This is a genomic window from Taylorella asinigenitalis ATCC 700933 (genome assembly GCF_000687755.1).
In the GTDB taxonomy this organism is placed as follows: domain Bacteria; phylum Pseudomonadota; class Gammaproteobacteria; order Burkholderiales; family Burkholderiaceae_B; genus Taylorella; species Taylorella asinigenitalis.
In genome coordinates, this window is record NZ_JHXN01000014.1 from 1 (window position 1) to 23,909 (window position 23,909).

Below are 23,909 nucleotides of genomic sequence, written 5' to 3' on the forward strand. Positions count from 1 at the left end.
CCTGTCACATCCGTTGTACGGAAGTAAAACTGCGGACGATATCCTTGGAAGAATGGTGTATGACGGCCACCCTCTTCTTTAGATAGAATATACACCTCTGCTGAGAAGTTAGTGTGTGGCTTGATTGTGCCTGGTTTTGCTAACACTTGACCACGCTCTACGTCTTCACGTTTTGTACCACGAAGTAGTAAGCCCACGTTATCCCCTGCTTGACCTTCATCAAGTAGCTTGCGGAACATCTCTACACCTGTACATGTAGTCTTAGCTGTCTCACGAATACCTACAATCTCAATCTCTTCGCCTACTTTAATCACACCACGCTCAATACGGCCTGTAACCACTGTACCACGACCTGAAATTGAGAACACGTCCTCTACTGGCATCAAGAATGTTCCATCTACCGCACGCTCTGGTGTTGGAATATATGTATCCAAAGCTTCTGCTAATTTTAGAATCGCTTCTTTTCCTAGTGGACCTTCGTCTCCCTCTAGAGCTAACTTAGCTGATCCTTTAATAATCGGTGTGTCATCACCTGGGAAATCATATTTAGATAAAAGCTCACGAACTTCCATCTCTACTAACTCTAATAGCTCCTCATCATCTACCATGTCCGCTTTATTTAAGAACACGATAATATAAGGTACGCCTACCTGACGTGATAAAAGAATGTGCTCACGTGTTTGTGGCATAGGACCGTCTGCTGCTGAGCATACCAATATCGCTCCGTCCATCTGTGCAGCACCTGTAATCATATTTTTTACATAGTCAGCGTGCCCTGGGCAGTCTACGTGTGCATAGTGACGTGTTGCTGTCTCATACTCTACGTGTGCTGTATTAATAGTAATACCACGTGCTCTCTCCTCTGGAGCAGCATCAATCGCTGAATAGTCTTTCGCTTCACCACCGTACATCTTAGACAATACAGTCGTAATCGCTGCTGTCAATGTTGTTTTTCCGTGGTCTACGTGACCGATTGTACCTACGTTAACGTGTGGTTTGGTACGTTCAAACTTCTCTTTAGCCATGCTTCCTACTCCTAAGGATTAGAGGATAATATTGTTATAAATATAAAAGGGAAAACCCTATTTTTAACATAAACCAATATGCCGTGTAAAGCAAAATTTTAAAAATATCAAGTACTTTTATAATTTAAATTGGAAATTGTTGGATTTCGGGGACATTGCCACCTAAAAGGGTAAATGGAAAAGCCAAACAATCTTTACATGTAACATGCAATTAACAATAAAGACCTATAGTTAATGAACATTTAATAAACCACGAGTCCAATGAAATTACCTAAGATAGCCCTTGCGTTTGCAGTCTTAATAGTTGCTGGCTGTGAAACTGTGACACCAAGTAATCCTAGAGGAACTGTATATCAAAGCTCAGGTCCCACCGAGAACGATATTATTAATCTTGAAAATAAATGCTATTCAGGCGAAACCTACTATTGCAATACTCTAGCAAATTATTACTATGTTGGAGCTGCCACTCCACAAAATAAATCTAGAGCTATAGATCTTTGGAGAAAAGCTTGCAATATAAATGTTGCTGAAGCTTGTTTTAACTTAGGTAAAGCCTATCTTAACCGAGAAGAAGGGTTAAGAGGAAATAAAACGGCTATAAAACTACTTACCAAAGCCTGCGACAAACGCGAAAGACGTGCTTGTACTCAACTCGGAGAGTTGCACGAAAAGGGTAAAATCGTATCAAGAAACAGAAATAAAGCCTACGCTTACTATTCAACTGCATGCGATATGGTCGATGAGAAAGCATGCCACAGACTCGGTTTAATGCAGGAATCACGATCTAGCGATCGCTCAGGCATTTTGAAAGCCGTTGTTTCTTACGAAAAAGCATGTAGATTTGATATAGCTGAAAGTTGCTTGCGTGCTGGAAATATATATAGCACAGGCAAAATAGTATCGAAAATTCCTAAAGTAGCTTCAAAATTCTACGATAAAGGCTGTAATCTAGGCAATAAGGAATCTTGCAAGAAACTGAGTCGACTTCGTTAATCTAGTATATTGCACAATTTAGGTACTACAGCTAGTACTAAAGATTTTTTTAATTTTATAAAAGCCGCTTAAACACTAGCTTTCAGGCGAATTCATGGTGCTCTTGGCGGGAATCGGACCCGCGACCTCTCCCTTACCAAGGGAGTGCTCTACCACTGAGCCACAAGAGCGATTCTGTATGGTGCTGGGACCTAGTATTGGAGCGGGTGATGGGAATCGAACCCACGTCATCAGCTTGGAAGGCTGTTGCACTACCATTGTGCTACACCCGCATTTGATGGTGGTAGAGGTTGGATTCGAACCAACGTAGGCGCTAGCCAACAGATTTACAGTCTGCCCCCTTTAGCCACTCGGGCACTCTACCTACACAATTTAGTGTAATTTTTAAGTATATTATAAGGGTAAAAAGCTGTCAATAATTCTGTGGTACTAATCCAATAGTTCCAGTACACCTTGTTTATCGAGGATTTCGTTAAGTTGGTCCCAACTGTGAAAGTTCATAATTAGTTGACCCTTTTCTTTAGAACTCATCTTAAGATTTACAGAAGTATTGAAGTGGTCAGATAATTGGCTTTCAAGTCTAAGAATATCATTTGATTTTTTCTTGTTTTTCGGTTTGCTTGTCTTAATATCTTCCGATTGCTTAGAAACAAGTCTTTCAGTCTCTCTTACAGATAATCCTTTAGCTACAACCTGATTAGCCAGGATAATTTGTTGAGCACTATCTAAAGCTAGAAGAGCTCTAGCATGTCCCATATCCAATTTTCCTTCGTCCAATAATTCTTGAACAATTGGTGCTAAGTTAAATAGTCTTAATAAATTAGTAGTAAAAGATCTTGATCTGCCTACAGCTTTTGCGGCTTGTTCGTGGGTGAATTTGAATTCATCTATTAGTTGTCGTATTCCTCTAGCTTCCTCTAGAGGTTTTAAGTCCTCTCTTTGCATATTCTCTACAAGAGCCATGATAGAGGCTTGTTCATCATTAGCTTCCTTGATTAAAGCGGGAATTTCGCTTAATCCAGCTTTTGTAGCAGCTCGGAATCTACGTTCACCAGCTATGATTTCATATTTATCATTTGATATAGGTCTAACTAGTATGGGAATCATAACCCCTTGATTTTTAATTGAATTTGTCAAATCATCAAGATTCTCGGAGTCCATATGCTTGCGAGGTTGGTATTTACCAGGTTGAAGTTTTGATAAGGGTAATTCGACAACACTAGCTAGGTCAGGTTTTTTTATTACTTCTAGAACATCAATGTCTTCTCGTAATAAATTTGACAAGCCGAGTCCCCCTAGCCCCCTCTTATTCTTAGATCCAACAGATGAGGTCTTTGCAGGTTTTTTAGAAATTGATTTTTTATTAGAACGAGTAGCCATCTACTAACCTCCGAATTTCTTCAAAAATTCTTTTGCAAAATCTTTATACGCAACAGCACCCCTAGAATTTTTATCGAATAATACTCCAGGGATTCCATAACTAGGTGCTTCAGCTAGACGTACATTTCTAGGAATGATTGTTTTAAATACATTGTCTTTAAAATGTTCTATAAGTTGCTCAGAAACCTGCTGCTGTAAAGTGATTCGATTATCATACATAACTCGTAATAGAGAAATGCTCTTTAAGTTTCGATTCATATTTCTATTAACCAATTTAATCGTATGGGATAAATCGCTTAATCCCTCTAGTGCAAAGTATTCGCATTGCATAGGAATTAAAACGCCATCAGCTGAATTAAGCCCATTTAAAGTTAATAGAGATAAAGTAGGAGGACAATCAATCAAGACAAAATCATATTTATCAGATATAGATGACAGTGCTTCAGAAAGCTGTTTTTCTCTTCCTTGCACATCCACTAAATCCATATCCGCACCAGCTAATTCTCTATTTCCAGGTAAAACATCATAACCGCCAGACTCTGATTTTATTATTGCATCCTGAATAGCACATTTACCGATAAGAACTTCATAAACAGAGTTGCTTAAGGATAACTTATCAATACCACTTCCCATAGTAGCGTTTCCCTGAGGATCTAAATCCACCAATAACACTCTTTTTTTTAATGCAGCTAAACTTGCTGCTAAATTAATTGCAGTTGTTGTTTTACCTACTCCGCCCTTCTGGTTGGCAATGCAAAAGACTTTAGCCACAAATTTACCCTTTTTTAAAAATTAGCAAACACCTGTCAGCTTCAAGACCAGGTACACTTATATTTATACTATTTATCAAGTTCCAATTAAGTTTTTCTGCATTAAGCTCTTCTAATTCATCTGAAGGATATTTTCCCTTCATAGCTAATACAATTGATTTATCTGTACTTAATGGATCAACTAAATTTATAAAATCGCTAAGAGAAGCAAAAGCTCTACTTATAAAAATATCAATATCAAAATCAGTTTTGAAATTTTCAATTCGTGTATGAATTGAAGTCAAATTAGTTAATTTCAAAGATGAGGCAACTGTCTTAACAAAAGTCGTCTTTTTCTCTACAGAATCTACACTATATACATTTAGAAAATCTAAAACAATAGCAAGTACAACTGCTGGCAAACCCCCTCCTGATCCAACATCTACAAGACTTATAACATCTTTATTAGAAAAATATTGCTTCTTCACATCTGCAATATGTTTAATGATAGCCAAGCAATCTAAAATATGTAGATTAAGTGCATCTGAAGAATTTTTAATTGATGTTAGATTGTAAGTCTTATTCCATTTAAGAAGTAGATTAAGATATTCAACTAGTTTATGTTTTTTATCATCTGATATTTCTAAATCTAAGTCTTTAAGCCCTTTTTCAAGGATATCTAACAATTGATCTTGCATGATATTTTTATCCACCCATTCTTTTTAAATGAATAAGCAATAAAGATATAGCAGCTGGCGTAACGCCTGAAATTCTGCTAGCTTGACCGATTGTCTCAGGTTGATGTTCTTTTAATTTTTGTCTAACTTCAAAAGACAAATGGATTAAATCATCATAATTTATAGACTGCGGAATTTTTAAATTTTCATAATTCAAGGCTCTATCGACCTCTTCTTTTTGCCTAGAAATATAGCCTTGGTATTTCGTTTGTATCTCAATTTGTTCAACTTCTTTTGCATTTAATGAAATTTCTGGATTAGTTTTAATATCACCCTCTAGATTTAAATCCATTAAATCTTTGTAGGAGACATTTGGTCTTTTTAATAGGTCTTCTAAGGTGTAATCTTTTTCAAAAACCTTTCCAAATTTAGAAATCATTTCATCTTGAGATATAGATTTTGAAGTTAATCTAAAGTCTCTAAGTCTTTGAATCTCTCGCTCAACATTTTCTCTTTTTCTCTCAAATGCTTCCCACCTAGCATCATCAACTAACCCTAACTCTCTACCAATTTCAGTTAGGCGGTAATCTGCATTATCTTCCCTCAAACTAAGTCTATATTCAGCCCGAGAAGTGAACATTCTATAAGGTTCGGAAACACCTTTAGTAATTAAATCATCAATTAATACACCCATATAAGCTTGATCTCTTCTCGGATACCAGGGTTCAAGTTCTTTTACGTATCTTGATGCATTTAATCCAGCAATTAAACCTTGTGCAGCTGCTTCCTCATAACCTGTGGTTCCATTTATTTGACCTGCAAAGAAAAGACCTTTAATAGATTTTGTCTCTAAACTGGCTTTTATTTCCCTAGGATCGAAATAATCATACTCAATAGCATATCCTGGTCTTAATATATAGGCGTTTTCTAATCCATTAATTGATTGAATAAATCTTAATTGAATATCAAAAGGCAAGCTTGTAGACATACCATTTGGGTAAATTTCATTGGTAAAAAGTCCTTCAGGTTCAAGAAATATTTGATGCGAATCCCTATGAGAAAACCTATGAATCTTATCTTCTATCGATGGACAGTATCTTGGACCAACTCCACCAATTACCCCAGTGTATAGTGGAGATCTATCAAGACCTTCCATAATAATTTCATGAGTTCTTTTATTTGTATGAGTAATCCAGCAAGAGATTTGTCTTGGATGCATTTCTTCAGTACCCATAAAAGAAAATACAGGTACTGGATTGCTATCACCTTTTTGTTCTATTAATTTAGAAAAATCAATAGTTCTAGCATCAATCCTCGGAGGCGTACCTGTTTTTAATCTTCCTTGGGGTAAATTTAATTCTTTTAGCCTATCAGCAAGAGTAGCTGCAGGAGGATCACCAGCTCGTCCACCTTTATAATGAGTTAAACCTATATGTATTAGACCATTCAAAAAGGTCCCAGTGGTCAATACAACTGCTTTTGACTTAAATTTAAATCCAATTTGAGTAACTGCACCAACAACTGAATCACCTTCTACCAATAAATCTTCAACTGCTTGTTGAAATACAAAAAGATTTTTTTGATTTTCAATTCGTCCGCGAATTGCTTGTTTATATAAAAGCCTATCAGCTTGAATACGAGTTGCTCTAACAGCAGGTCCTTTAGACGAATTCAATATTCTAAATTGAATACCTGCCTCGTCAGCAGCTAGAGCCATAGCACCGCCTAATGCATCTATCTCTTTTACCAAGTGCCCTTTGCCTATACCACCTATAGAGGGATTGCAGGACATTTGACCTATAGTTTCAATATTATGAGTTAGTAAAAGAGTTTTAGCACCAGTGCGTGCAGAAGCTAAAGCTGCTTCTGTTCCTGCATGACCGCCACCTACTACAATTACATCAAATTCTTCAGGGTAATACATAAAAAGTGTTCCACGTGGAACAATCAAAAAAACTGAGCAGTAATTATAAAATTTTTTATTTAATGTTTCACGTGGAACATTTTGGATATATCTGTGGATAAATTTTTAATAATAATAAATATTAATTACTTGTGTTTTTTAATTAATTTTTTAACTGATTCAAAATATTTTAAATACAAACTTAATTATTAATATATATATTTATTAATAAATTTATATTGTGTATTGAATTAAGTGAATAACTTGAATTTGGTTTTAAATTTCATATATTTAAATTAAATTTTATAGTTAGTACTTTGATGAAAACATTTTTATAGATGTTGATAACTTAGAACATTTTATAAAGTATTTCATTTTTCCAATTGTTCTACAATGCTTATAAACAAACTTATTAAAAGGATGAGATATGAATGAAAATTTTGGTCATGATTTTGACGAGCAAAATGTATTTTCTAAAATAATAAGAAATGAAATACCGTCTTTTAAAATATATGAAGATGATCAAACTCTAGCAATCATGGATATTATGCCTCAATCCAAGGGTCATGTTTTAATTATTACCAAGGAGAAATCTACTACCTTTTTTGATTTATCATTAGAAGCAGCACATGCATGCATGAATACTGCAAAAAAAATTGCACCAGCTCTTATGAAATTAACTAAAGCTGATGGAATGATAATAAAACAATTCAATCATGAAGTGGCAGGGCAAACAGTTTTCCAAGTCCACTTTCATTTAATTCCTGTTTATTCAGATCAAGAATTAGCAGCTCATTCTAAAACTCAAGTTGATATGGATGAACTAAAAAAATTTGCTGATGAACTTAGAGCGATGATATAAAAAAAAAGTCCCATTTAGGGACTTTTTTTATTTATGAGTTAATATTTTCTCATTAGTTGTTTGTGTAAATCTTCTAGTGTTATACCATTGCTGAAGCATAGATAATAAGCTATTTACAGTCCAATAAAGAACTAAGCCAGCAGGGAAGAAGAACATCATAGCTCCAAATACAAGCGGCATAATCATCATAATCTTAGCTTGAGTTGGATCAGGAGGTGTTGGGTTCATCCTCATTTGAAGAAACATTGTAAGTATCATCAAAATAGGTAATATATAGTATGGATCTTGAACTGAAAGGTCAGTAATCCAACCAATCCATGGTGCTCCTCTTAATTCCACACTAGATAGAATTACTCGGTATAAGGTCAAGAAAATAGGAATCTGTAAAAGGATAGGTAAGCAACCACCTAATGGATTAATTTTCTCTGTGCGATATAGCTGCATCATAGCGGCATTAAGTTTTTGCTTATCATCTCCGTACTGTTCTTTAAGTAATTTCATGCGAGGTGCTACATTTTTCATTCTAGCCATAGAACGATAGCTTGTAGCTGAAAGAGGGTAGAGCAGGAGCTTAATAATTATTGTTAAAACTACAATTGTCCAACCCCAGTTACCAATTACAGTATTAATCCATGACATTAGTGAAAACATTGGTTTGGCAATAAATGTTAACCATCCATAATTCACTACAGTGTTTAACTCTGGATGGACTTTAACAAGTGCTTTTTGATCCTGAGGGCCAACCCATAAATGAGAAGATGTTGTGGTAGTTTGTTGTGGAGCTAAAGTTCCAAGAACCTGACTAGCACTAGCTGCATAAAGATTTTGACCAGCTTTTCTAAATTCTATATGATGCTCTTTTCCACCTTCAAATACCCATGCAGTAACAAAATAATGTTGTATAAAACTAATCCATCCATTGGTAGTTTTAGAAATATAGTCTGCAGACTTATCATCTATATCACTAAAGGGGATTTTCTCGAATTTTTCTTCATCACTATAAACAGCATAACCCCAATAAGTATTACTCATAGAGACAGTATCTTTAGGTTTTTCACCATCTCTAGTAATTTGCAAATAATGGATAGCTGATACAGGTTCTGTACCAATATTAATTATTTCGTCGTTAACTTTAATATCATATGAATCTTTGGTTAATGTATAAGTTCTTTTAACCTTAACACCATCAGACTCTGCTTCAAATACAATTTTTGCACTTTCAGAATTTTTAAATTCTTCTTTTGATACTAATTTAAATACAGAGGCTTGATTCGGAAAAGTCTTGTTTGCTGTTTGAGATAAAACACCACTCTGGATTGTATATAGACCATCTTTATAATTTAAGAGAGTAGTAGGAAGTTCGGAATTCTCGGAATCGTGATGCTTTAGAAGTTTCGCTTCAATAATCTGTGCACCTACTGTATCAAATGTTAGTTCAAGCACGTCAGATTTAAATGTAAGCTTTTCTGAGTTTGGATTTATTTGAGAAGCACTTTCTTTAGTTGCATTGGGTGTAACACTAGTAGTTCCAGCAGAAGGAACATTTGGAGTGGCAGGATTCTGTACTTGTTCAGAATTATTATTAATAGGGGTAGGATTATTATAAGCTTTCCAATTTGACCATAAAGTAAATAGTGAAAAAACTAATATCATCCAAAGAATGGTGCGTCTAAATTCCATGGTGTGTCTTATAGATTAAAAATTCATTAAGTTTAACTGACAAAATTACTAAATTATAATTTTTCTTTCTGGGGTACGGGGTCAATCCCACCTTTAAATAATGGGTTACATCTACAAATTCGCTTAAATCCAAGATAAGATCCCTGTATTGCTCCATATTTATCAAGGGCTTCTTGCATATAAGTAGAACAAGTCGGTGTAAATCGACATGAATTGCCCATCCAGGGACTTAAAACTAACTTGTAAAATTTAATCAATCCCTTTATAAGATTTACGAAAAATTTATTTATCATTTCGCTCAATCCTATTAAATAAATCTAAAACATCAGTTTTAGTAACTCGTTTAAGTTCTGTAAGTGTCATAGGTGGCAATGCTTTGTGAGCTCTAAATACGTAGTCATTGCTTGATAATTGCAGTTTACGTACTCTAAACTCTTCTCGCAAAATCCTTTTAATAGCATTTCTTTGAACTGCTTTTTTAAAAAATTTTTTGGCTATAACCAGTCCTAATCTGGGATAATCAAAATCATTTTTAGAATAGTGCAATGTAAGAAAAACCCCTCTTTTAATCATCCTTTTTTTAAAGACTTGATTAAATTCAGAGGGGTTAAGTAATCTAACTCTTTTAGTAAAACTAGATTCTTCGTTAGATAACATGCTAATTTTGAATTAGCCTATAAGAACTTATACAGCTAGTCTTTTGCGACCTTTTGCACGACGAGCATTAATAACTGCACGACCACCGCGAGTTTTCATGCGAACCAAAAAGCCGTGCGTACGCTTACGACGAGTAACTGATGGTTGGAAAGTACGTTTCATAATAAAACCCCAAAAATTCAATAAGCTATGGATTTCCAATAAAAAAATCCAAAAAGAAGCTACTGATATAAATTTTAAGAAAACGTATATTTTCTAAAAAATATTAAATAAAGTCAATAATTTACTAAAAAATTTGTCTTTTAATCTGCTTATGTTGTAGTATAAAAAGCAAATATGTGGATAACTACGTAGTTATTCAAAGAAAAAATTTTTTTGTTAAAATCTTTGTTTTAAGGGGTGGGCTTTGAAGGATTTCTGGCAGAAATGTCTTACTAAACTAACTGAAGTGTTAGGACCGGAAGTAGTGGTTAAGTGGATTAAGCCTCTTGAGCCTGTCGGTTTCTCAGACGATGATTCGACTATTATTCTAGCAGCTCCCACTCATCTTAAGATGAATTGGGTTAGAGATTTTTATGCGGATACTATTCGAGACGTAATTTTAGAGTTGCTTAACGTTAAAGTTAAGGTCGAAATAGTACTTAACTCTCAATCGCAACAGTTACAACATCACGAAGATATTCATGATAAATCTGAAACTACTTCAGTTGAAGTAGGCGGGAACATTGCCACCAAAAAGAGTGATTTTAAAGAAAACCAAAGCGATCCTGACCAAACGATAGTTATGGAATTTGAGGAGGATGATTCGGATACTTCTGAAGCTAGTCCCTCTGCTCATTTTGAACAAACTAGAATTCAACCTGCTTTAAATACAGCCGACCGATATTCATACACGGGAGCAGTTTATGTTCCTGAAGAAATGCGGAACTTCTATGAGTCTACTAAATTGATACCACGATACACGTTCGATAATCTAGTGGTAGGGGACTCAAATCAACAAGCTTTTGTCACAGCTAAAAATGTAGTTAGGCATGTAGGTAGGCACGGCTATAACCCATTATTTATTTACGGTAAGACGGGCCTAGGCAAAACGCATCTAATGCATGCAATAGGAAATGAGCTTTTTTCTAAACAGAATATGAAAAATGTACTCTATATGCATGCAGAAACGTACTACACGGAAATCACTCAGAGGATGATTAGAGGTACCTGGATTGAGTATAGGGCACAAGATAGTAAGTACGTAAATCTAGACCTTTTGCTTATGGATGATGTGCAATTATTGGCACGGAAAGAGAGAACTCAGCAGGAGTTTTTCGTCCTATATGAAGCTCTAGTAAACATGGATAAACAAGTAGTTATTAGTTGTGATACTTTTCCAGACGATTTAAATCAAATCGAAGAACGACTTATTTCACGTTTTAAAAATGGGATGGTTATTGAAATTGAACCTCCTGATATTGAACATAGGGTCTCTATTCTTCAACATAAAGCAAAGGACTGTCCCAATTTCGTTTTAAGCAATGAAGTGGCTCTTTACATAGCAAACTATATTAAGAGTAATGTGAGGGAATTAGAGGGTGCTCTACAGAAAGTTATTGCTTACTGCGACTTTAAGAAAATTACGGAGCCTTCAGTAGAGATATGTAAGGATGCTCTAAGGGATGTTTTACGTCAAATTAACAGTAGGTTAACAGTTGAAAATATTCAGAGAATAGTTGCAGATTATTATAAAATAAGGATTTCAGATATATATTCTAAATCTCGTAAAGCCCCCTTAGTAAATGCAAGGCATGTGGCTATGTATTTGTCTAAGGAACTTACTAGAAAGAGTTATCCTGAATTAGGTCAGTCTTTTGGAGGTCGTGATCACTCAACAATCCATCACGCCGTCAAAAAGATTGCCTCTTCGCGTAAGGAAGATCGCGTTTTAAACCATGATATTAGAATTCTTGAACAAATTCTAAAAAGTTAATGGTCATTGGAAAAATTAGAGGTAACTATGCAAGTTTTTTATCAAGGGACTGAGGCTATTAGAAAGCCGCTTGAAACTGTAGTTGGCATTGTCGAAAAAAGGGCATCATTGCCAATTCTAGCTCATGTTCTTATTCGTAAAAGTCCAGAATATCTTGACCTTGTGACTAGTGATATGTCCATTCAGATTACGACTAGATTAAATTTTGGAAGGGATTCTGAGGCTGATTTTGAAACAAATTCAAAACCAGAAATCTTAGATGGACAAGAAGAGTTTTCAGACGATAACAATATTCTAAAAATTGCAGTTCCAGCACATAAATTTATGAACATAGTTCGTGTTATGCCTACTGGGGCTATGATTGAAGCTAATTTATCGGAATCTAAAATTAACTTAACAGGTGCAGACAGCAGTTTTACTTTACAAACATTGCCAGGGGCTGACTATCCTGAAGCGGATTTTGATGTTGACTGGAAGAGCAACTTCTCTATTAAAGCCAAAGATCTTAAAAAGATTCTAAGTCTAGTCTCATGTGCCATGGCTCAAAATGATATCAGATACTATCTAAATGGGATGTTGCTGGTTATAGAGCCTGGTAAATTACATGGTGTCGCTACCGATGGTCATAGATTATCTCATGCTGCTGAATCAGTGGAAGGGGTAACAGAGTCTGATAAGGTCATAATTCCACGAAAAACTGTTGAGCATTTATTGCGACTTTTGGAAGATAGTAATAGCGATGTTCGTATAAGTGTCTCTAGTAGGAGTATCCGCTTTGTGTTCGGGAATATTGAGATTATCTCCAAACAAGTGGAAGGTAAATTTCCTGACTTCGATAAGGTTATTCCTAAGGGATATGGGACTCAGATTACTATTAAAAGATCTATTCTGAATGAGAATTTAAATAGAGCAAACATTCTGGTCAATGAAGATAAGCTTCACAGTATTAAGCTTCATTTCGCTAATGATTTATTAACAATCTCATCGAGCAATCTTGACCAAGAGGAATCCAAAATGGAGATTGGTGTTGTTTATAACGATAAACCAATTCAGATGGGATTCAATGCTCTATATCTTCTAGATGTACTAAACGTACTTAGTTCATACGAAAATGTAATTCTATCTATGAGTGGTGAGTCTAATTCATCATTATTAATTTCTGTTCCAGAAGATGATGAATTTAAATATGTAGTTATGCCATTAAGAATATAAATCTTTGGCATTTTAACTATTTCAATTAACAATAAGAATTAAATATATGACTGATACAAAGCTTAAACCATCTTACGACGCAAGTTCCATCAAGATGCTCAAAGGACTTGAGGCTGTTCGCAAACGCCCAGGTATGTACATTGGGGACACTTCTGATGGGACTGGCCTGCACCATATGGTGTTTGAAGTAGTAGATAACTCTATCGATGAAGCACTTGCAGGTTATTGCGATGACATAGTCGTAACTATCCACTCAGATAACTCTATTTCTGTTGCGGATAATGGTCGAGGAATACCTGTAGAGGTCCATAAGGACGATGAGTATGGAAGAAGTGCGGCTGAAATTGTAATGACTGAACTTCATGCTGGTGGAAAGTTTGATCAGAATTCATATAAAGTTTCTGGTGGCTTGCACGGTGTAGGCGTCTCCTGCGTAAATGCATTGTCAGAGTGGCTTCGTTTAACCATTCGTCGTAATGGTCAAGTGCATGAAATGACCTTTAATAGGGGAGTTAAAGTAGAGCCGCTTAAGGTTATAGGTCAAACTGAAAATAGAGGCACTAAAGTTCACTATCTTGCAGACTCAGAGATTTTCGGGAAGATTGAATACAGCTATGAGGTTTTCTCTAAAAGACTAAGAGAACTTTCTTTCCTAAATAATGGAGTAAAAATTCGTCTGGTTGATGAACTTCACGAAAGGGAAGAAAATTTTGAATTCTCAGGTGGAGTTTTAGGTTTTGTTTCCTACATAAACAAAAACAAGCAAGTTATTCATCCAAACATATTTCACGCAAATAAATCCTCATCTGCTGGAGGAGTTGAAGTTGAGGTGGATGTTGCTATGCAATGGACTGATAGCATGAATGAGCAGGTTCTATGCTATACAAACAACATTCCACAAAGTGACGGCGGTACTCATCTAACTGGTTTAAGAGCGGCTATTACTCGAGTATTCAATAAATATATAGAATCAACCGACCTTGCTAAAAAAGCTAAAGTTGAGCTTGTAGGCGAGGATATGCGTGAGGGATTAAGCTGTGTCCTATCAGTAAAATTACCAGAGCCTAAATTCAGCAGTCAAACTAAAGATAAATTAGTTTCAAGTGAAGTTAGGGCTCCAGTAGAAGAAGTTGTAGCTGAAAATCTAGAAACATGGCTTCTAGAAAATCCTAATGATGCTCGCGATATATGCATAAAAATCATTGAGGCCGCAAGAGCTCGTGAAGCATCTCGAAAAGCTCGTGAATTAACAAAAAGAAAAGGAATTCTTGAAGGTGCAGGTCTACCAGGAAAACTTGCAGATTGTCAGGAGAAAGATCCAGCTAAATGTGAACTATATATCGTAGAGGGTGACTCTGCGGGAGGTTCAGCTAAGCAAGGAAGGAATAGAAAATTCCAAGCAATCCTACCTCTTCGCGGTAAGGTGCTTAATGTAGAAAAATCTCGTGCCGATCGCATATTTGCCAGTGATGCCATTAAAACCTTGATTACTGCATTGGGGACAAGCGTCGATCAGGATTTTAATCTCGATAAATTAAGATATCATCGTATTATTATCATGACCGATGCGGACGTGGACGGAGCACATATTCGCACACTATTGCTTACACTTTTTTATCGCCAGATGCCTAAGCTTGTAGAGGAAGGTCACGTATACATTGCCCAACCACCTTTGTATAAAGTTCGTATCAAAGGAAGTAAGGTCGAGCGCTATCTAAAAGATGATGCCGAAGAAGCGGAATTTATGCAGGAATTAGCCTTAAAGGATGCAGGCATCGATTTAGGTAATAGAATAATCGAAGGGGATGAGCTTAAGGAGTACATTGCCACCTATATATCTGCAGATAAGGTTATTCGTAGGCTTAGCAGAATTATGGACGAGCCTGCTCTTAGAGCGATATCGCATGGCTTGGAACTGAAACTTGACACCGAACAAAATGCTATCGAAAGTGCAGAGGCACTTAAAGAGATTTTGTACGATGAAAGTAAACCTAAAACCGTTGAGATTTCCACTCAGTTCGATCAAGAGCTAAATAGGCACTATATCGTTATTAACAGATGGATTCACGGAAATAAAGATACGACCATCATAAATCGCGATTTCCTTGCTAGTAATGACTATAAAACATTGCTTAATGCGGGTGAAACCTTCCGCGGCCTAATCACTGAAGGAGCTAAAGTTTTTAGAGGTGAGGCTGCTAAACGCTCTGAATTAGCGATTAAGGACATTAAGGAAGCCGTTGATTGGCTTTTCGAGCAAGCCTCTAAATCAGTCGATAAACAAAGATACAAAGGTCTTGGGGAGATGAATCCAGATCAACTCTGGGAGACTACTATGGACCCATCTGTGCGCCGCCTGCTTCAGGTTCAGATTGAGGATGCCATCTCTGCGGACCAGATTTTCGATATGCTTATGGGTGATAGAGTTGAGCCTCGTCGCGAATTTATCGAGGAAAATGCGATGCTAGTTAGTGACTTAGATATCTAATTCAAGCCTTTGCTGGCTTTCGAAGTATCGAATTTGACCATTTATTGGATCTTTGAATTCGATACTTTTGGCCAGTAGTTGCAGTGGATTTGAGAAATCATTTTTATCCCTCTGTGGCAGTAAAACAGGGTAAAAATTATCATTTACGATTGGTAGCCCAAGCCCACACATATGTACCCTTAGCTGGTGCTTTTTTCCGCTGTGAGGATAAAGGCGATAGAGGGCATTGCCATTTTTTACGGATTTTACGAAATCTATATCGGTGTGACTATTTGGTGGGCGTGAAAAATTTTCTATCATTGTGAAATAGTCTATGCTTTTCTCGATATATGATTTACGGCTTAAAGGGAAAGTCATATCCTCTTTCGCATTTGTGGCAATGCATTCGTAAACTTTCTCTATCTCTCGATTTTGAAAAAGTATTTGGTACTGACTCCTGTATTTTGCTTGCCTGCAAAACACAAGGACACCTGCTGTTTCCCGATCTAGTCTGTGGATAGGATTAATTGAGATATCATTTAAGATTAGCCGCAATCGCACGAGTGCCGATTCGTAAAGATGATTTCCGCCTGGTATGCTTGCGAGCAGATGTGGTTTATCTACGACCACTATCAGCTCATCTTCGTAGAGAATTTCAAGTTTATGCGGATTTTGCGGCTCATCCTCCACTTCGCGATAGTACCAAAGCCAAGAGTCGGCGGTATAGGGTGAATCTAATTTTGCAGGATTACCATTAGAGTCAACAAAATCGCCTCTTTCGAGTCGCATTTGTAGTATCGTAGGTGAAAGATGAGGAAATCTTTGAACGAGAAATTCCCATAGGTTAGGCCATTTTTCCCTCGGCAAATAGAGACGACTTGCGGTAATTCCGCCTCGGCTAGGAAGAGGGGATTGGAGCATATCCATAAGATAAAATAAGTAAACGAACAGTATTATAAATTATGCCTTCATCGACAAGCCGCACGCTTATTGCCACAGAAAATATAAGCAAAAATTTTTCACTTAAGAATTCTAATGTGCTGGCTCTTAAAAATATCTCTCTTCAAGTGCAACAAGGTGAAACGCTTGGTATAGTGGGCGAGTCAGGTAGCGGAAAATCCACGCTTGCACGCGTGATTATGGGCTTGCTTACCCCTGATAGTGGGACGATTTTGTATGAAGATATAGATTTATTGAATCCTTCGAAATCTCAACGTACATATATTGCTCAGAACATGCAGATGGTTTTTCAAAATCCTTATGCGAGTTTAAATCCGCGGATGAATGTTATGTCCATCTTATCGGAGCCTTTTGAGATTCATCATACTTATAAATCGCAAGAAGCTCGTAAAAGTAGAGTCTATGAGCTTCTTGAAGAAGTAGGTCTTAACCCGATATGGGCCACGAAATATCCTCACGAATTTTCTGGCGGCCAACGTCAGCGGATTGCTATCGCACGTGCTCTTGCCTTAAAGCCAAAATTTATCGTGTGCGACGAAGCGGTTTCAGCTCTCGATGTCTCGGTACAGACGCAGATAATTTTGCTTTTAAAGAGAATCCAAAAAGAGCATGGTCTTACGATGATATTTATATCGCATGATTTATCGGTTGTTCGCTTAATGTCAGATCGCGTGGGGGTGATGTATAAAGGTGAATTGCTTGAAATTGCCGATAGCGATGAGATCTATAAATGTCCGAAGACCGCATATACGCAAGAGCTTTTGAATGCTGTATTGCCTATCGACCCGTCTGTCGCACGCAAAAAAATCGAGGCCGCCGCATGAAGCCCCGCATGAAGCCTCGCACGATGAGTCGCAGGCCAAGCGTTGCATCCCTTTTCGCAAGGCTGCTCACGAGGAAGCCCGCATGAGAGAATACGTAATTAAGCGATGCCTGCTTATGGTGCTTACGATTCTTGCAATCGCTAGCATTACATTCGTTCTTATGCATTTGGTTCCTGGCTCGCCTTTTGATAGTGATCGCTCGCTCAATTCCGCAGTAGAACAGAATCTGAAGAAATTCTACCATTTAGATGAGCCGCTTTATGTGCAGTACTTCGCCTATCTAAAATCGATATTCACATTAGATTTTGGCCCATCTATAAATCAGCCCGACACCGCAGTTTTAGAGCTGATTACGAGGGCATTTCCAGTGTCATTTGAGCTTGGAATCTGGTCTATCATTGTGGCAATGCTCTCTGGTCTCACCCTCGGTGTCATTGCAGCAATCCATCATCAAGGTTGGATCGACAATCTCTCCATGGGATTTGCAGTCCTTGGTATCTCAATTCCCAATTTCGTGCTCGCTACTTGGCTTATTCAAGAATTCGCCGTTAATCTCGGTTGGTTCCCCGTAGCCACATGGAAAACCACCATGCACATGATTTTACCAATCATCGCCCTCGCAACCGCACCCATGGCCATTATCGCCCGACTCACTCGTGCCAGTATGCTTGAGACTCTGTCTCAGGATTATATTCGCACAGCCACAGCAAAGGGCATATCAAAAACGCAAGTTATTGTTCGTCATGCATTAAGAAACGCCCTTCTTCCCGTAGTTACGCTTCTAGGAACCCTTCTCGCATCTATACTCACAGGCACCTTTGTGATTGAGAAAATTTTTGCTATCCCTGGCATGGGAAAATATTTTATCGACTCTATTGCAAACCGCGATTATCCAGTCATCATGGGCGTGACAGTGTTTTATTCCTCCGTTCTTGTGATTATGCTCTTTTTAGTGGATATCGCTTATGGTTTTCTGGACCCTCGCATTCGTCTTAGCAAGAAGGATTCATAGATGAGCGAAGTATGGGAAAAACTTAAGTCCAATAAGCTTGCAATGTTCGGGCTTGCAATCCTTATTTTGCTTATTTCCTGTGCAATATTTGCACCCATGTTTTCGCCCTACGACGTAAGTGCTCAGTCTCTTAGCGAGCAGAATTTGCCTCCGTCTTCGGCTCATTGGTTTGGAACTGATGACCTAGGTCGCGACGTATTTGTGCGCACTTGGTATGGGGCCCGTATATCGCTTTTCGTAGGATTTATGGCCGCTCTTATAGACTTGTTTGTAGGAGTGACATATGGTGGATTCAGCGGCTTGAAAGGGGGTCGCACAGATACGATTATGATGCGTATAGTTGAGATTTTGTATGGTCTTCCTAATCTTCTGATAGTGATTTTATTGATGGTCGTTATGGGTTCTTCCCTATTTACGATTATCGTTGCGTTGACAGTGACGGGTTGGATTGGTATGGCTCGCTTAGTTCGCGGTCAGGTTTTACAACTTAAGAATTATGAATTTGTACAAGCATCAAGACTTCTTGGCGGTGGCAATGTCCACATAATCCGCAAACACTTAATTCCCAACGCTATCGGACCTATTATCGTGCAGATGACATTGACAGTACCAAGTGCTATTTTTGCTGAGGCGGCCTTAAGTTTTCTTGGTTTAGGGGTGCAAGCTCCTCACGCTTCATGGGGTGTTATGACTAATGATGCTTTAGGCGTTATTCTCTCTGGCGAATGGTGGCAGCTGTTCTTTCCCGCTTTATGTATATCCTTAACTATGTTTGGTTTTAATGTTCTCGGTGATGGTCTTCAAGATGCTATAGACCCTAGATTACAAGGCAAGAGGCGATAGATGCTTAAAGTTGAAAATCTATGGGTCACATTTGAAACTAAACATGCCTCAATACAAGCTGTAAGAGGAGTTAGTTTTGAGATTGCAAAGGGTGAGACGCTTGCGATTGTGGGGGAATCTGGTTGCGGTAAATCAGTTACTTGTCATGCAATAATGGGACTTAATCCGCCTAAATTTACAAAGACTTCTGAGAAGAGTATTTTTTATGAGGGCGAGGACATTGCCAACTCAAGAAGGGGTATTCAAGGAAACAAAATTTCAATGATATTCCAAGATCCACTTACGGCTCTCAATCCAACTATGCGTGTCGGTGACCAATTAGTAGAAGGCATTAGGCATCATAAAAAAATTTCGAATTTTGAGGCAAAAAAACGTGCTCTGGACCTGATTGAGCGCGTGGGGCTTGATAGGGTCGAGGAGCGCTTTAGGCAATACCCGCACGAGTTTTCAGGGGGTATGTTGCAGCGAATTGTGATTGCGATGGCTCTGATGTGTGACCCTGCTCTATTGATTGCAGATGAGCCGACAACGGCCCTAGATGTGACCATTCAACTTAAAATTTTGCGACTTATCAAGGGTCTTCAAAAGCAGCTAAATATGGGGCTTTTAATTGTTACTCATGATTTGGGTGTGGTATCGGCGGTAGCTGATCGTATGCTTGTGATGTATGCGGGTCAGGTTGTGGAATCAGGTTTGGTTGAGGATATTTTGACTAAGCCACAGCACCCATATACGCAGGCTTTACTCGCATCGATGCCGTCGTTGGCTGAAAATGTTGAGCAGTTGCATGCTATCGAAGGGCAGCCGCCTGATTTAGCATTGCCACCTAAAGGATGTGCTTTTTATGAGCGTTGTCAGGTTTCTATATCTAAGTGCTTATCCGAGGAGCCTCCAAGCTACAAACTAGGGAATAACCTAGTTAAATGTTGGTTGAAAGATGAAAGAGTTGGGTGTAATGTAGATTAATCGTTTAGGAGTGATATATGAAATTCGGTTTTTCAAAATCTATTTTTCTGTGCATGGCCATTGCCACCACGCCATTATTAGCTAAAACAACCCTATATATGAACAATGTGGAGGAGCCTAGTTCTCTACATCCGGCTCAAGGTTTTAATTCTAATTCTTGGGAGCCATTGAATAATATTATGGAAGGGCTTGTTCGATTAGATAAAGATCATAAGGCGGCACCTGCAGTCGCAGAATCCTACACTATTTCTGAAGATGGGCTAACTTATACTTTTAAATTACGTCCTGATTTGAAATGGTCAAATGGGGACTCTCTTACGGCCCAAGATTTTGTTTTTGCCTGGACTCAGATGCTTGATCCTAAGACAGCATCACCAGCCGCTTTTTTGGCTTCAGATATAAAAGGGGCTCAGGCTTTTAATGAAGGTAAGGGCGGTGATTTAGGCATTAAGGCAATTGATGATCGAACTTTTGAAGTCAAGCTTGAAAAACCGAATGTTGCTTTTCTAAATATAATCACAAATCCTAGCTTTTTTCCTATTAATCAGAAGGTAGCTTCTGCAAATCCTAAATGGTTTACTGAGGCGGAAACTTTTGTAGGAAACGGTCCATTCATCTTAAAACAATGGAAGCATTCTCAAGGGATTGTTTTAGAAAAGAATCCACAATATTGGGATAAAGATGCTGTTAAGTTGGATGAAGTGGATATGGTCATGGTAAATGATGAAAACACTTCATATCAAATGTATAGAAGCGATGAATTGGATATGACCCCATCACCAATTCCAGCATCTATGTACGATAAATTAAAAGACAATAAGGAATTACAAAACCTTCCGACTGCTGGGGTGTATTTCTTCAGATTTAATGTAGGTATGGAGCCATTTAATAATAAAAATATACGAAAAACTTTTGCAATGGCTATTAATCGTGATGAACTAGTTAAATATGTAGTAAAACAAGGTCGTAAAACGGCAGATGGTTTTGTATCACCTGGTTTTGTGGGGCCTAATTCAAAAGATTTTAGGGATGAGAGTGGCGACTTAATCCGCTTTGATGCTGCTGAAGCTAAAAAGCTTCTTGAAGCTGGTATGAAGGAACAAAATTACTCTAAGCTTCCAGAGGTAACTTTAAGTTTTGTAAATAATCCAAGCGATAAAAAAATTGCTGAAACTATACAAAATATGCTTAAACAAAATTTAGGAGTGGACATTAAACTTCAAAGTATGGAAAGCAAAGTTTTTTTCTCTAAACAGAGAGCTAGCGAATTGCAATTCTCAAGAAGCTCTTTTCTAAACGACTATGCGGATCCATATAATTCGCTTGAGAGTTTTCTTACAGGCTCTTCTATGAATAGAACAAAATGGTCAAATGAAAACTATGATCAATTAGTAAAAGGAGCTAGAAATGAAGTGGACCCTAATAAGCGTTGGAATATGCTTATAGAGGCAGAGAAAATATTGTTAGAGGAAGCACCGATATTTCCACTTTATTTTTATAACCAGATTTTTATGCAAAAACCTAATGTGAAAGGGGTTTTAAGACATCCAGTAGGCTGGATTGATCTTAAAGGTGCTACCAAGGATTAGTAGGGGTGGAGTCGATGATTCCTAAATGATTTGCTACTGAACGCTCTATATATAATTGTCCAGGAGGTAAGCGATTTACTCTAGTGCCATTGATAACTAAGGTAGTGCTTCCTCCTCCATCAAGATTTAAAGCGATAGGGACATCAAGTTTTTCAAACTCTTTAGCTAATTCATATAAAGTGTAGCCTCGGTATTCAATTAATCTACCTTCTACTACGATAATATATAAGGTATTTCCGTCTATACTTAATCCAATTGCAGTGCGAGGGTGATTAAATCTACCGTTTCTCATGCATTTTGAATTTTCATTATCGGTATCGCAGTAAAATTTTCCATTTTTTAAGGTCTGCCAACCACTAATTGCAAAATCCCACTCTTTCCTAGCTTTTGTTATTTTATTGGAAGGTTCGATAAAACATTTTTTATCTTTTGTGCATGCCATAAAGCTATAAACTGCAGAGTCTTTATGAGGACCTATGAGCTGTCCTGAAGTTATATTTAGACCCATAGGAGCACGATTTTCGTCAAAAAAGGTGCCGTTAATGGCCACAGTAGTTTTGTTTTTTAAAGCAAAAGATGATGTAGTACCAGACTCATCCTTAGGGGTGCCTATAATTTGAATATCTGGGCATGATAAATCGACTGAAACTATATGCACATGCTTATCTTTTTTTGTGATGTAATCTACACATGGGCTAATAGTCTCAGCTTGTGCAAAACTATAAGAGAAAAAAAGAGTAAGGAAGAAAACAATACTTTTAATCATGTATCTAAAAGTGTATTTATTTAACTTATGAGAGCCATTTTAATCGAAGGTGTCGCAGGAAGCGGCAAAACAACTCATATTACGAAATTGGTGAGGTCTTTAAATTCAACTACACCCGCACTATTGCTCACTTTCAGTAAAACTGGCCGTGATGTCATGAAAAGTTATTTAGATAAATTAAATATATCTTTTCATTATGTATTTACGATTGATAGTTATGCATTAAATTTATTAAATAGATTAGGTGCAAAAAAATATCTATTAAATGAAGAGTACGTTATCAAGAATATTCTCCCAGATATTTATAAGAAAAGTGTAGACCAGTTGTATTACTCTGGCTATCTTCAAGGTAATGAGATTGATGTGCTCGCATCTAATTGGACAAGTCTCAAAGCTCTAATGCGTGATATGCAGTACTATAGAGCGGCTGCGGCTGAAATGTATGATGCATATCCAGAAGTTTTATATGACATATTAGGTGACCATATAACTCATGATGCTAGGATTGTGCGACAAGCTCTAATGAACTACGACTCTTTTAGAAGCTCATGGCTTCCCGATGATGAGAATTCATTAGTCGAGGATGGTGGTTTATTTGGATCAATTGAAAACTACTGGGATGTTGACTACGGATTTCGTATGTCATCCGACATAGTGCATGATTTACTTTTATTGCTTAAAGAAAATCCCTTAGATAATCTTGTCTGTAAATATCCGCTGATTGCTATAGATGAATACCACGATACAAATCCAAAACAATATGAACTAATAAAACTTCTTGCAGATAAAACACATAAGTTAGTTGCTGTTGGAGATCGATTTCAAAATATATTTGAATGGAGAGGCACGAATACAGATTTATTATTCGATAGTTTTTTAATGGACTTCGATTCCGATAGAGCCTATTTAAATCATAGTTATAGATACGGACAGACCCTATCTAATTTAGTTTCCGATGTTATTACACGGCCTATAGTGTCTATGGAAGAGCATCAAACTGAAATTGAAAGATTCGATCCTAAACAACATGCCAAAGAAGATTATGTAGTGATTTCAAAGGACCATGTACAAAATAGCTTAGCCCAATTCTATTTATACACTCAAACAAAAAAAAAACAAAACAAGCCGCTATTTTACTCAAGCTCAGTAGCAATGGTTTCGCTTTTATTTATACTGCGATACCCATTTAATATTCCGAATCGGCATTTTTTAGAGAAATTAATAACTAGTTACTTTCTTACTCTAATTAATTTGCCATTTTGTCATTTAAGTGAAGATAAAAAAGAAGAGATATACAAAAGCATTGCCTCCAAAGATATACCTTTTGCCAGTGTATTAAATCTCTTACAGTCTCATGTTAATTGTTATT

The 23,909-nt window shown here is 37.2% G+C and carries 22 protein-coding genes and 3 tRNA genes; 11 read left to right on the forward strand and 14 right to left on the reverse strand.

Annotated elements, in window-relative coordinates:
• On the reverse strand, positions 1-1,025 hold a 1,025-nt coding region (gene tuf / locus T432_RS0106950), incomplete at its 3' end, for an elongation factor Tu (protein WP_028884703.1).
• 261 nt (positions 1,026-1,286) lie between these two features.
• Between tuf and T432_RS0106955 the strand changes: the two genes are divergently transcribed.
• Positions 1,287-2,018, forward strand: coding sequence for a tetratricopeptide repeat protein (locus T432_RS0106955; RefSeq protein WP_028884704.1), 732 nt, complete (start codon positions 1,287-1,289; stop codon positions 2,016-2,018).
• Positions 2,019-2,113: 95 nt separating this feature from the next.
• Here the strand turns inward: T432_RS0106955 and T432_RS0106960 are convergent.
• From T432_RS0106960 to mnmG, 7 genes are all read right to left on the reverse strand, one after another.
• Positions 2,114-2,188: transfer RNA gene (locus T432_RS0106960), tRNA-Thr, on the reverse strand.
• 28 nt (positions 2,189-2,216) lie between these two features.
• Positions 2,217-2,290 (reverse strand) — tRNA-Gly (locus tag T432_RS0106965).
• Between the two features lie 6 nt (positions 2,291-2,296).
• Positions 2,297-2,382, reverse strand: a tRNA-Tyr gene (locus tag T432_RS0106970).
• Between the two features lie 65 nt (positions 2,383-2,447).
• The gene (locus tag T432_RS0106975; RefSeq protein ID WP_044971222.1) at positions 2,448-3,398 is read right to left on the reverse strand and encodes a ParB/RepB/Spo0J family partition protein; all 951 of its coding nucleotides are present in this window, start codon (positions 3,396-3,398) and stop codon (positions 2,448-2,450) included.
• Between the two features lie 3 nt (positions 3,399-3,401).
• On the reverse strand, positions 3,402-4,169 hold the full coding sequence (locus T432_RS0106980) for a ParA family protein (protein WP_015551747.1): 768 nt from the start codon (positions 4,167-4,169) through the stop codon (positions 3,402-3,404).
• A 4-nt stretch (positions 4,170-4,173) separates the two neighbouring features.
• A complete protein-coding gene (gene rsmG, locus T432_RS0106985) occupies positions 4,174-4,845 on the reverse strand; it encodes a 16S rRNA (guanine(527)-N(7))-methyltransferase RsmG (RefSeq protein ID WP_028884706.1) in 672 nt (223 codons plus the stop codon).
• A gap of 7 nt (positions 4,846-4,852) precedes the next feature.
• Positions 4,853-6,748, reverse strand: a complete 1,896-nt coding sequence (gene mnmG / locus T432_RS0106990; protein ID WP_028884707.1) for a tRNA uridine-5-carboxymethylaminomethyl(34) synthesis enzyme MnmG — start codon at positions 6,746-6,748, stop codon at positions 4,853-4,855.
• 406 nt (positions 6,749-7,154) lie between these two features.
• Here mnmG and T432_RS0106995 point away from each other — a divergent pair, with 406 nt between their 5' ends.
• Entirely contained in the window at positions 7,155-7,589 is a 435-nt protein-coding gene (locus T432_RS0106995; protein WP_028884708.1) for an HIT family protein, read from the forward strand.
• A 27-nt stretch (positions 7,590-7,616) separates the two neighbouring features.
• On the opposite strand, the gene yidC is transcribed toward T432_RS0106995, so the two are convergent.
• The 4 genes from yidC to rpmH are packed head-to-tail and all read right to left on the reverse strand — an operon-like array spanning position 7,617 to position 10,088.
• Positions 7,617-9,269, reverse strand: coding sequence for a membrane protein insertase YidC (gene yidC, locus T432_RS0107000; RefSeq protein WP_028884709.1), 1,653 nt, complete (start codon positions 9,267-9,269; stop codon positions 7,617-7,619).
• A gap of 53 nt (positions 9,270-9,322) precedes the next feature.
• On the reverse strand, positions 9,323-9,562 hold the full coding sequence (gene yidD / locus T432_RS0107005) for a membrane protein insertion efficiency factor YidD (protein WP_015551752.1): 240 nt from the start codon (positions 9,560-9,562) through the stop codon (positions 9,323-9,325).
• Positions 9,552-9,926 (reverse strand): ribonuclease P protein component, encoded by a 375-nt coding sequence (gene rnpA, locus T432_RS0107010; protein WP_028884710.1) that lies wholly within the window; start codon positions 9,924-9,926, stop codon positions 9,552-9,554. The genes yidD and rnpA overlap by 11 nt, the downstream gene beginning before the upstream one ends.
• Before the next feature lie 27 nt (positions 9,927-9,953).
• Positions 9,954-10,088 carry a 50S ribosomal protein L34 gene (gene rpmH / locus T432_RS0107015; RefSeq protein WP_013521800.1) on the reverse strand — a complete coding sequence of 45 codons (135 nt, stop codon included), beginning with the start codon at positions 10,086-10,088 and terminating at the stop codon, positions 9,954-9,956.
• A gap of 244 nt (positions 10,089-10,332) precedes the next feature.
• Between rpmH and dnaA the strand changes: the two genes are divergently transcribed.
• Genes dnaA through gyrB form a run of 3 tightly spaced genes read left to right on the forward strand, consistent with a single transcriptional unit; the run spans position 10,333 to position 15,601 of the window.
• The gene (dnaA, locus tag T432_RS0107020) at positions 10,333-11,901 is read left to right on the forward strand and encodes a chromosomal replication initiator protein DnaA (protein WP_028884711.1); all 1,569 of its coding nucleotides are present in this window, start codon (positions 10,333-10,335) and stop codon (positions 11,899-11,901) included.
• Between the two features lie 27 nt (positions 11,902-11,928).
• Entirely contained in the window at positions 11,929-13,113 is a 1,185-nt protein-coding gene (dnaN, locus tag T432_RS0107025; RefSeq protein ID WP_028884712.1) for a DNA polymerase III subunit beta, read from the forward strand.
• A 46-nt stretch (positions 13,114-13,159) separates the two neighbouring features.
• A complete protein-coding gene (gene gyrB / locus T432_RS0107030) occupies positions 13,160-15,601 on the forward strand; it encodes a DNA topoisomerase (ATP-hydrolyzing) subunit B (RefSeq protein ID WP_028884713.1) in 2,442 nt (813 codons plus the stop codon).
• Here the strand turns inward: gyrB and T432_RS0107035 are convergent.
• Positions 15,590-16,507: a pseudouridine synthase gene (locus T432_RS0107035; RefSeq protein WP_015551757.1), complete on the reverse strand. Its 918-nt coding sequence runs from the start codon at positions 16,505-16,507 to the stop codon at positions 15,590-15,592. The genes gyrB and T432_RS0107035 overlap by 12 nt on opposite strands.
• Before the next feature lie 35 nt (positions 16,508-16,542).
• Here T432_RS0107035 and T432_RS0107040 point away from each other — a divergent pair, with 35 nt between their 5' ends.
• The 5 genes from T432_RS0107040 to T432_RS0107060 all read left to right on the forward strand — a co-directional run bounded on the left by T432_RS0107040 (position 16,543) and on the right by T432_RS0107060 (position 21,774).
• Positions 16,543-17,364, forward strand: a complete 822-nt coding sequence (locus T432_RS0107040) for an ATP-binding cassette domain-containing protein (RefSeq protein WP_028884714.1) — start codon at positions 16,543-16,545, stop codon at positions 17,362-17,364.
• 82 nt (positions 17,365-17,446) lie between these two features.
• On the forward strand, positions 17,447-18,376 hold the full coding sequence (locus T432_RS0107045; protein ID WP_028884715.1) for an ABC transporter permease: 930 nt from the start codon (positions 17,447-17,449) through the stop codon (positions 18,374-18,376).
• Positions 18,377-19,219 carry an ABC transporter permease gene (locus tag T432_RS0107050; protein ID WP_028884716.1) on the forward strand — a complete coding sequence of 281 codons (843 nt, stop codon included), beginning with the start codon at positions 18,377-18,379 and terminating at the stop codon, positions 19,217-19,219. It begins immediately after the preceding gene.
• On the forward strand, positions 19,220-20,185 hold the full coding sequence (locus T432_RS0107055) for an ABC transporter ATP-binding protein (RefSeq protein ID WP_028884717.1): 966 nt from the start codon (positions 19,220-19,222) through the stop codon (positions 20,183-20,185).
• 17 nt (positions 20,186-20,202) lie between these two features.
• Positions 20,203-21,774: a peptide ABC transporter substrate-binding protein gene (locus T432_RS0107060; RefSeq protein WP_028884718.1), complete on the forward strand. Its 1,572-nt coding sequence runs from the start codon at positions 20,203-20,205 to the stop codon at positions 21,772-21,774.
• On the opposite strand, the gene T432_RS0107065 is transcribed toward T432_RS0107060, so the two are convergent.
• The gene (locus T432_RS0107065; RefSeq protein ID WP_028884719.1) at positions 21,761-22,540 is read right to left on the reverse strand and encodes a phosphodiester glycosidase family protein; all 780 of its coding nucleotides are present in this window, start codon (positions 22,538-22,540) and stop codon (positions 21,761-21,763) included. The two genes, T432_RS0107060 and T432_RS0107065, sit on opposite strands and share 14 nt — an antisense overlap.
• A 27-nt stretch (positions 22,541-22,567) precedes the next feature.
• Between T432_RS0107065 and T432_RS0107070 the strand changes: the two genes are divergently transcribed.
• Positions 22,568-23,909: UvrD-helicase domain-containing protein (locus T432_RS0107070; protein WP_028884720.1), on the forward strand; the 1,342-nt coding region annotated here is incomplete at its 3' end.

Bases quoted from the DNA above. Each gene is read 5' to 3' on its own strand.
- T432_RS0106955 (WP_028884704.1), top strand. From the start codon at position 1,287: ATGAAATTACCTAAGATAGCCCTTGCGTTTGCAGTCTTAATAGTTGCT.
- T432_RS0107060 (WP_028884718.1), top strand. From the start codon at position 20,203: ATGAAATTCGGTTTTTCAAAATCTATTTTTCTGTGCATGGCCATTGCC.
- yidC (WP_028884709.1), bottom strand. From the start codon at position 9,269: ATGGAATTTAGACGCACCATTCTTTGGATGATATTAGTTTTTTCACTA.
- T432_RS0107040 (WP_028884714.1), top strand. From the start codon at position 16,543: ATGCCTTCATCGACAAGCCGCACGCTTATTGCCACAGAAAATATAAGC.
- T432_RS0107055 (WP_028884717.1), top strand. From the start codon at position 19,220: ATGCTTAAAGTTGAAAATCTATGGGTCACATTTGAAACTAAACATGCC.
- rnpA (WP_028884710.1), bottom strand. From the start codon at position 9,926: ATGTTATCTAACGAAGAATCTAGTTTTACTAAAAGAGTTAGATTACTT.
- T432_RS0107050 (WP_028884716.1), top strand. From the start codon at position 18,377: ATGAGCGAAGTATGGGAAAAACTTAAGTCCAATAAGCTTGCAATGTTC.
- dnaN (WP_028884712.1), top strand. From the start codon at position 11,929: ATGCAAGTTTTTTATCAAGGGACTGAGGCTATTAGAAAGCCGCTTGAA.
- T432_RS0107065 (WP_028884719.1), bottom strand. From the start codon at position 22,540: ATGATTAAAAGTATTGTTTTCTTCCTTACTCTTTTTTTCTCTTATAGT.
- T432_RS0106995 (WP_028884708.1), top strand. From the start codon at position 7,155: ATGAATGAAAATTTTGGTCATGATTTTGACGAGCAAAATGTATTTTCT.
- yidD (WP_015551752.1), bottom strand. From the start codon at position 9,562: ATGATAAATAAATTTTTCGTAAATCTTATAAAGGGATTGATTAAATTT.
- mnmG (WP_028884707.1), bottom strand. From the start codon at position 6,748: ATGTATTACCCTGAAGAATTTGATGTAATTGTAGTAGGTGGCGGTCAT.
- rsmG (WP_028884706.1), bottom strand. From the start codon at position 4,845: ATGCAAGATCAATTGTTAGATATCCTTGAAAAAGGGCTTAAAGACTTA.
- T432_RS0106975 (WP_044971222.1), bottom strand. From the start codon at position 3,398: ATGGCTACTCGTTCTAATAAAAAATCAATTTCTAAAAAACCTGCAAAG.
- T432_RS0107045 (WP_028884715.1), top strand. From the start codon at position 17,447: ATGAGAGAATACGTAATTAAGCGATGCCTGCTTATGGTGCTTACGATT.
- gyrB (WP_028884713.1), top strand. From the start codon at position 13,160: ATGACTGATACAAAGCTTAAACCATCTTACGACGCAAGTTCCATCAAG.
- rpmH (WP_013521800.1), bottom strand. From the start codon at position 10,088: ATGAAACGTACTTTCCAACCATCAGTTACTCGTCGTAAGCGTACGCAC.
- T432_RS0107035 (WP_015551757.1), bottom strand. From the start codon at position 16,507: ATGGATATGCTCCAATCCCCTCTTCCTAGCCGAGGCGGAATTACCGCA.